Annotated in this window: 6 protein-coding genes; 1 reads left to right on the top strand and 5 read right to left on the bottom strand. The window is 70.3% G+C overall.

Annotated elements, in window-relative coordinates; genetic code table 11:
* Positions 1–92 precede the first annotated feature (92 nt).
* Both QZY48_RS24990 and QZY48_RS24985 read right to left on the bottom strand, forming a co-directional pair.
* Positions 93–2,141 (bottom strand): transglycosylase SLT domain-containing protein, encoded by a 2,049-nt coding sequence (locus QZY48_RS24990; protein ID WP_366929774.1) that lies wholly within the window; start codon positions 2,139–2,141, stop codon positions 93–95.
* Positions 2,142–2,446: 305 nt separating this feature from the next.
* The gene (locus tag QZY48_RS24985; RefSeq protein ID WP_295436170.1) at positions 2,447–3,037 is read right to left on the bottom strand and encodes a nucleoside triphosphate pyrophosphatase; all 591 of its coding nucleotides are present in this window, start codon (positions 3,035–3,037) and stop codon (positions 2,447–2,449) included.
* A 168-nt stretch (positions 3,038–3,205) separates the two neighbouring features.
* On the opposite strand from QZY48_RS24985, the gene QZY48_RS24980 reads away from it, so the two are divergent.
* Entirely contained in the window at positions 3,206–4,228 is a 1,023-nt protein-coding gene (locus tag QZY48_RS24980; RefSeq protein WP_295436168.1) for a hypothetical protein, read from the top strand.
* Positions 4,229–4,643: 415 nt separating this feature from the next.
* On the opposite strand, the gene QZY48_RS24975 is transcribed toward QZY48_RS24980, so the two are convergent.
* The 3 genes from QZY48_RS24975 to modB all read right to left on the bottom strand — a co-directional run bounded on the left by QZY48_RS24975 (position 4,644) and on the right by modB (position 7,493).
* Positions 4,644–5,339 carry a Uma2 family endonuclease gene (locus tag QZY48_RS24975; protein ID WP_295436166.1) on the bottom strand — a complete coding sequence of 232 codons (696 nt, stop codon included), beginning with the start codon at positions 5,337–5,339 and terminating at the stop codon, positions 4,644–4,646.
* A 393-nt stretch (positions 5,340–5,732) separates the two neighbouring features.
* Positions 5,733–6,812 (bottom strand): molybdenum ABC transporter ATP-binding protein, encoded by a 1,080-nt coding sequence (gene modC / locus QZY48_RS24970; RefSeq protein ID WP_295436164.1) that lies wholly within the window; start codon positions 6,810–6,812, stop codon positions 5,733–5,735.
* 3 nt (positions 6,813–6,815) lie between these two features.
* The gene (modB, locus tag QZY48_RS24965) at positions 6,816–7,493 is read right to left on the bottom strand and encodes a molybdate ABC transporter permease subunit (protein ID WP_295436161.1); all 678 of its coding nucleotides are present in this window, start codon (positions 7,491–7,493) and stop codon (positions 6,816–6,818) included.
* Between the last annotated feature and the right edge of the window lie 237 nt (positions 7,494–7,730).

The raw sequence follows: 7,730 nt of genomic DNA, 5'->3' as shown, positions 1-7,730 counted from the left end.
TCCGACCACGATTACGACAACGACAACGACAACGACGCCCGGTCCGTGAGAACGTCCGGTAGCTGTAGGGTACGTATCGCGTACCCGGCGCCTCAGGTCCCGACCTTGAGCTTCTGTCCCGGGCGCACGTTGTTCTCGTTGGGGCTCATCTTGTTCAACCGCCGCAGTTCCGCCACCGAGATCCCGCTGGCACTGGCGACCCGGTACAGGGTCTCCTGGGATTTCACCACGTGGTACTTGGCATTGGCCGCGGCCTCCGACTTCCCGCCCTTAGCAGTCTTGGCCTCGGCGTTGCTGCCCTTGGCGCCGGCCTTGGCCGTCTTGGCATCGGCCTTGTCGCCCTTCGTCTCGGCCTTAGCGGTCTTGGCGTCGGCCTTGTCGCCCTTCGCCTCGGCCTTGGCCGTCTTGGCCTCCGCCTTGTCACCCTTCGCCGCGGCCTTGGCGGTCTTGGCCTCGGCCTTGCCACCCTTCGCCGCGGCCTTGGCGGTCTTGGCGTCTGCCTTGCCGGCCTTCGGCTCGGCCTTGACGCCCTTGGTGTCCGTCTTGGCGGTCTTCAGCTCGGCCCTGGCACGCGGTGCCGGTGCCTTGGCGGACTTCGCCTCGGCCTCGGCGACGACGGCCTCAGCCGCGGCCCGCGCCCTGGCCTTGGCGGCCCTGGTCTGCGCGGCGGTCGGTCTCGACTCCCCCCGGGCGGCCCTGACGGGCTCCGGCCACTCGTCCGGCACGTCCTCCAGTGCGGGCCTGGGTTGGACCCTGGCGGGTTTGGGTTCAACCATGGCCAGTCTTGGTTCGATCGGCGGCCCGGCCGGCTGCACACGCGCGGCGTAGGCTGGGTCGCGGGCGGGCAGGTCCGCGAAGTCCGGCTCCGCCTCGGTTGCCCGCAAGGCCATGGAGGTCGCCGCGGCCACCGGCTCGGCCATGGGTTTGGCGCTAGCGCGCGCCGCCATGACGCCGCCGGAGTAGGACGGCTGGCCGCCGCCCCGCGTCAGACTGCCGGCGGGCAGCCACACGGTACTGCCGGCGGGTAACGCGGTCCGCCCGTCGCGGGCCGCCCCGCGCCAGTGCGCGTTCAGACTGGCGAGGCTCCCGCTGGAGACCCCGTAGCGGCTCGCCACCTGATCGGCGGGCGTGGCGCCGGCCAAGACCAGGCGGTCATGGGGCCAGGGTGTCTCGTAGCGCACGCCCTCCGGGAAATAGCGTGCCGGATGGCTGGCCACCTCGCGGGCGGCGATGAACTCCGCGTAATAGTTGCGCGAGGCGAACTTGAACGCCTTGCCCTGATAATTCTTGACGATCCTCCCGAAGTCGTGACCGAACTGCGCCTTCGCATTGGCCATGCCGCCCTGACCGTGGTTGTAGCTGGTGACCGCGAGCGGCCAACTGCCCAGGCGGTTGTGCGCCTGGGACAGATAGCGTGCGGCCCCGTCGGCGGACAGGATGGGGTCCATGCGATCGTCCACCGCGCCGTTCACCTGCATGAAGGCGCGCCCGGTGGCCGGCATGAACTGCCAGACCCCGGTGGCACCGGCGCTGGAGACCGCATTGGTCTGGAACGACGACTCCACATGGGGCAGGTAGGCCAGGTCCTCCGGCAGCCCGGCGCGCCGCATGGACTCGCGGAAGGCCTTGTCGTAGCGGCCGCTGATCTCCAGCCCGCGGCGGAAGCGCTCACGCAGGCCGCGCTGGCTGCGCACCCGCTCGGCGGCCCCATAGACACCGCGGGCGCCGCCGTCCTGCTCGAACTTGGCGAGCAGTGCCCGGTCCTGCGCCGTCAGGGTCTGGTTGCCGGACAGGCGGCGCTCCAGTTCGCGCACCTGACCCTTGTAATACTCCAGACGGTCGCGGACGAAGGCGCGCTGCATCTCGCTGTAGCCTTCCTGGGTCGCGCCGGGCAGTTCCGCGACCTCGTAGATCACGCCCATGTGCTCGTCGTCGTGGATGGCGACCTTGTTGCGGCCCCAGACCCCGTAGACATTGCGCCAGAAGTTCACGTTCGGCCCGATCTCCGGCGGCACCGGGAAGTCCGCCGAGGAGCCCACCGGCCGTTGGTCCGAGGCGGCCTCCCGCTGGTCGCCCCCGCCGCCGCAGCCCCCCAGGGACAGCAGGGCGATCAGGGCCAGGACCCCGACCAGAAGTGACACGACGCGCCAGTGGCGTGCCCGTCCAATAGTGAAAATAGATAAAGCCTCAGTCATGCTCGCTGTTCCCCCCCGGGTGTGACATGGCTGGCCGGCGGCCAGTGGCAGTTAATGTGAAATCTTCGCCGATCAGCGCCTTGGAAGCAATCCTTGAGACGCCTTTGAGATGCCTCGAAAAGGCCCGCAAAGAGGCCCCGCGGGCACTTGCGGGATAGCCCCGGCCCATCATTAAGGCCGGGAGGCCAGCCTCCAGGGCAGGGCAGTGAAGTGGCGAACCGGCATGACGGCGCGGGCGACAACGCGATGCCCTAGTCGCCGCCCAGCGGGTCCAGTCCCTCGGTCTCCAGCAGCGTGATCAGCCGGATCAGCGGCAACCCGATGAGTGCGCTGGGGTCCTCCCCCTCCAGACGGGCGAAGAGCACGATCCCCAGCCCCTCCGACTTGAAGCTGCCCGCGCAGTCGTAGGGCCGCTCGCGGTCCAGATAGGCCTCGATGCGCGCCCGCGTCAGGCGTCGGAAGTGGACACGGAAGGGCTCCACCAGTGTCTGGGTGCGCCCGGTGATGGCGTTGAGCACGCACAGGCCCGTCTGGAACACCAGGGTGCGCCCGGAGGCGAGTTCCAGTTGGGCGATGGCCCGCTCCCGGTTGCCGGGCTTGCCGAGTACCTGGTCATCGATACAGGCGACCTGATCCGAGCCGATGATGATCGCCTCCGGGTGTCCGGCCGCCACCGCCACCGCCTTGGCCTCGGCCAGGCGCAGCACCATGACCTGGGGCGGCTCGTCGGGCCGACGGTCCTCCGCGACCGCGGGGGCCGCGGTCGTGAAGGGCAGCCCCAGCCGCTCCAGCAGGGCGCGGCGAAAGGGTGAGGTCGAGGCGAGGATCAGTGGCTGGTTCATGTTGGTAGCGCGATCGGCTTGTGGTTGGCCGACGATGGACGGCCCTGGTCGCGCTATCCTAAGCCGTCCGCGCGCCCGCGGCATCTGGTGCCGCGTCGTCGGCGGGATTAGCATCATGCCGGTTCCGGACCCACCCACCACACCGCACGACCACTGGGAGCACCCGCGATGACAAGTTACACCCTGCCCCTGCTGGGGCTCCTGATCCTCGCGCCGCTGCCGGCCGGCGCCGCCCCTGACCAAGGCGCGCCGGACGCCCCGGGCACGGCAGCCGAGCGGGCCGCCGCAGCGCAGCAGCGGGGCACGCCGACGGCCAAGTCCCAAGCCAAGCCTAAAGAGGAAGCCCCGGCCGCGACCAAGGGCAAGCCCGAGTCCAAAGAGGACGCTCCGGCCGCGACCAAGGGCAAGTCCGAGTCGAAAGAGGCAGCCCCGGCCGCGACCAAGGGCAAGCCCGAGTCCAAAGAGGAAGCCCCCGCCGCGACCAAGGGCAAGCCCAAGGAGGGCGCCGCCGCCCAGCCCGCGGCGACGAAGGAGGAGCCCCCCGCGCCCCCGCCCCCCCAGGCCGTGGTCGACCCGGCCGCCGCGGCGGCCGCCACCACGGCCGCTACCGGCTATCTTACGGCGCTGAAGGAAAAGGGGTTCGCCGCCGCCCCGGCCTGGCTGCACCCGGCCGCGCTGGCGCGCTTCAAGGACCTGGTGATGCCGCGTCTCAAAGACGAACAGGCGCGCGGAACCCGCACCCTGCTCAACGCCACCTTCGGACGGGATGCCGGCTACCCCGCCGCCGCCGCCGCCGACCCGGCCGATTTCCTGACCCGCTTCGCCCGCCTCATCAGCGCCCGCGAGCCGGACGCCGCCCCCCGCTTCAGCGGCCTCACCCCCCTCGGCGTCCTGCGCGAGGGCGAGCAACTGCATGTGCTGATAAGGCTCACCCTGGGCGGTGGACCCGAGGCCGTCGAGCGCATCGAGGTCGTCTCGCTCCTGCCCCAGGACAAGGACTGGAAGGTCTTGCTCGACGGCCGCCTGCAATCCCTGGCAAGCACCCTGGGCAGCCAGCCCCGCGCGGACGGCCCGCGCAGCCCCCAACTCCGCCTGGAGCCGCTCCCCGAGGGCCTGCCCCCGGCCCCCGTCGCGCCCGCGGGACCGGCCGGCCCCCAGCCCACGCCGCCGACGCTGCCCGCGCCGCGCTGACCGCGGGCGCACCGTCGCGCCAGACCTTGAGTTCTATTCCCAGGGTCACCGCACCTTAGTGCAGACCCAGGTCCATGCGCCCGGAGCCGATGGCATATTTCTCTCGTTCCCACGCTCCAGCGTGGGAATGCAGTCCGGCCGCTCCAGCGGCCCGTCATCCGCATCCTTGTCGCTGCCCAATGAGACGGGACGCTGGAGCGTCCGGACTTGCTCCCACGCTGGAGCGTGGGAGCTAGAAGAGGATACCGCCGATGACGAACTCAGCGCCGCCGAAGGTGCACCCGCGCTCGGCGAGCGCGCCGGGCGCCCGGCAGCGCCGACCTGCTGCGGGCCTTCGCTTGGGACCAGGCCCGTACCGGAGGTCGAGGCTTCAGCCGGACGGGGTGCCGAAGGCGCTCAGGCGATTCCTCTCCGGTCACGGGACAGCGTCGGGGTCGATCCCAAGCGCCCGCAACCGTTGCGCGAGTTGCTCGGCGCGCATACGCTCCTGCTCGGCCGCGCGGATCGCCTGCTCGGCGCGGTCCTCGGCCTGCCGGGCCCGTTGCGCCAGTTCGACCGGGCTGCGGAAGGGATTGCCCGCCGGGTCGAAGATCTCCAGGGTGTGCGGGCGTAGCGCGAAGCGGATACCCAGGCGCGGGCTGGTCCAGCCGTTGAGATGCGCGATCGGTGCCAGGCGCTCGCCCTGACGCAGCCACAGGTTCAGGCGGTTGCGCTCGGGGTCGTAGAGATAATATTCCTCCACCCCGTAGGTGTCGTAGAACTCCAGCTTGTCGCGCAGGTCCTTGGCGCTGTTCGACGGCGACAGGACCTCGAAGACGACCTGGGGGGCGATGTTGCCCTCTTTCCACTGGAGATAAGACCGGCGCGGGCCTTTGGGCCGGCCGAAGGCGACCATGGCGTCCGGGGCCATGGGGCCGATGACGTGCCGGTCCGGGACCGGGTACCAGAAGAGGTCACCGGCGACGAAGACGTCCGGGCGGTCGGCGAACAGGATCTCCAGGTTCTCCTTGATCTTGACGATCCAGTCGAATTGCAGGGTGTTTTCCGCCATCGGCGCTCCGTCACTCTCGGGGTAGGGGTCGGCGGGATCGATGCGCAACAAGGGGTTCATGAGACGCTTGCTCCAGGCCGCGGCGGCGGCCTCTGGGACGGTCGGGCGTGGCCATCCGGCCGCGTCGCGGTCTGGAAGATGGGCATCGCTGCGCTCTGCCCATCCTCCGGGGTCAACGACGGATAACGGATAAACAGATAGTAAATTCAACCACACGAGCCTGAATATGGACCCAATCTTAGCCAGGCCGCGGAGGCCGGGCAAGCGGCAGCAGGCCGGACCTGCGCGGCGGGCGCGATCGTCGTTCCGGCCAGCGGCCATCTTGCTGGAGTCCAAGGCTTCAGCCTGATCGAGGCTTCTCTGGCGAGCCACAGGAGCGGTCGACCCTGAGCCTGCGATGTTTCCGAATTCTGCGGTAACCCCATCATGGCGCCGCCCCTGGGCGGCGGGCGTTCACAGCAACGCCACGGCCTTGATCTGAATCCAGACCGCGAGTCCCGGCGCCAAACCCAGCAGGTCGGCGGAGCGGTGGGTGACCCGGGCGAGCACGGTGGCGGCCCCGGCCTGGAGCCGGACCAGGGCGAGCGCGGGGTGGCCGTCTTCGCCCAAGGCGGCGACCCGGGCCTGCAGGGTGTTGACGATGCTGCTGTCGTGCGCCTGGGTCAGGGTAACGCTCACGTCGCGGGCCAGGATGCGGACCCGTACCTGGCGGCCGATGGCGACCCCGGTGTCGCGGACCCAGAGGCTGGCCCCGGCGCAGTCGACCCGTAACAGGTGCCAGCGTTCGTCGCGCTCGGCGACCCGACCCTCCAGGACCACGCCGGCGTCCTCCCCCAGGCGGATCGGCAGATCGAGCCGCGCCAGGGTCTCTTGCAGCGGTCCGCTCGCCAGCACCCGGCCGGCCTCCAGCACCACCAGGTGGTCGGCCAGGCGCGCCACCTCGTCCGGGGCGTGGCTGACATAGAGGACGGGGATGGACAGGCGGTCGTGCAGCCGCTCCAGGTACGGCAGGATCTCCTGTTTACGCTGGTGGTCCAGGGCGGCCAGGGGCTCGTCCATCAGCAGGATGCGCGGGTTGACCGCGAGCGCCCGGGCGATGCCGACGCGCTGGCGCTCGCCGCCGGACAGGCGCTCCGGGCGGCGCCCGAGCAGCGGGCTGATCCCCAAGAGTTCCACCGCCTGGTCCAGACCGCTCGGGGCCGTCGTCCCGCCCGGGGCCGGGCCGCGGCGCTGGCCGAAGCGCAGGTTGCCGAGCACCGTGAGGTGGGGGAAGAGGCTCGGCTCCTGGAAGACATAACCCAGGGGCCGGCGGTGCGTCGGCACCCAGGCGCGTTCGTCCTGCCAGACCTCGCCCTGGAAAACGAGGCGCCCCTGGGGTGCCCGTTCCAGCCCGGCGATGCAGCGCAGCAGGGTGGTCTTGCCGCAGCCCGAGGGTCCGAACAGGGCGGTCACGCCGCACCCGGGCAGGCGCTCGTCCAGTTCCAGGCTGAAGCCGGGCCAGGTCAGGCGCAGGCGTACTTCGATTGGGTCCATCGTTTATCCCTTCAGCCGGTTTGGTTGGGAGCTATAGACCGCCAGCAGCACGAGGAAGGAGAAGACCAGCATCACCGCCGCCAGGCGGTGGGCGTCCCCGTACTCCATGGCCTCGACATGGTCGTAGATCTGCACCGAGGCGACCCGGGTCACCCCGGGGATGTTGCCGCCGATCATCAGCACCACGCCGAACTCACCCACCGTGTGGGCGAAGGTCAGGATGCCGGCGGTGAGGAACCCGGGTGCGGCGAGCGGCAGGGCGACGCTGAAGAAGGCATCCAGGGGCGAGGCGCGCAGGGTCGCGGCGACCTCCAGCGGGCGCGTCCCGATGGACTCGAAGGCGTTCTGCAGTGGCTGGACCATGAAGGGCATGGAATAGAAGAGCGAGGCGACCACGAGCCCCCAGAAGGTGAAGGGCAGGAGACCGAGCCCCAGTGCCTGCGTCAACTGGCCGACGGGACCGTTCGGCCCCATGGTGACCAGCAGATAGAAGCCGATCACCGAAGGCGGCAGCACCAGGGGCAGCGCCACCGCGGCGCCGATCGCACCCTTCCAGCCGGAGCGGGTGCGCGCCAGCCACCAGGCGACGGGGGTGCCGATGACGAAGAGGATGAGGGTGACGGTGGCGGCCAGGCGGATGGTGAGCCAGAGGGCCTGAAGGTCGGCGTCGGTCAGCGGCATGGGATCGGCTCCAGTGGTCGGCCGGGGGCGGCGTTTGCGACGGACGGGGCGGCAGGCGTGTTGATTTTGATGGCTGAAGGACTCGGGCTCAAGCCAAACCGGCGGTCGAGGCTTTACCGTGAAAGTGCGTAGTCAGGCCATCCTGGCCTGACGGTGTCGGGGCTGGAACAGTCAGGGCTGGAAGCCCTGACTACGCCGCCCCGCACGCTGGCCATCGAGCTAGCGGTCGAGAGGACT

It is taken from the genome of uncultured Thiodictyon sp. (assembly GCF_903828115.1).
In the GTDB taxonomy this organism is placed as follows: domain Bacteria; phylum Pseudomonadota; class Gammaproteobacteria; order Chromatiales; family Chromatiaceae; genus Thiodictyon.
The sequence above is the reverse complement of the archived record's forward strand: the minus strand, read 5'-3'. Positions and strand labels throughout refer to the sequence as shown.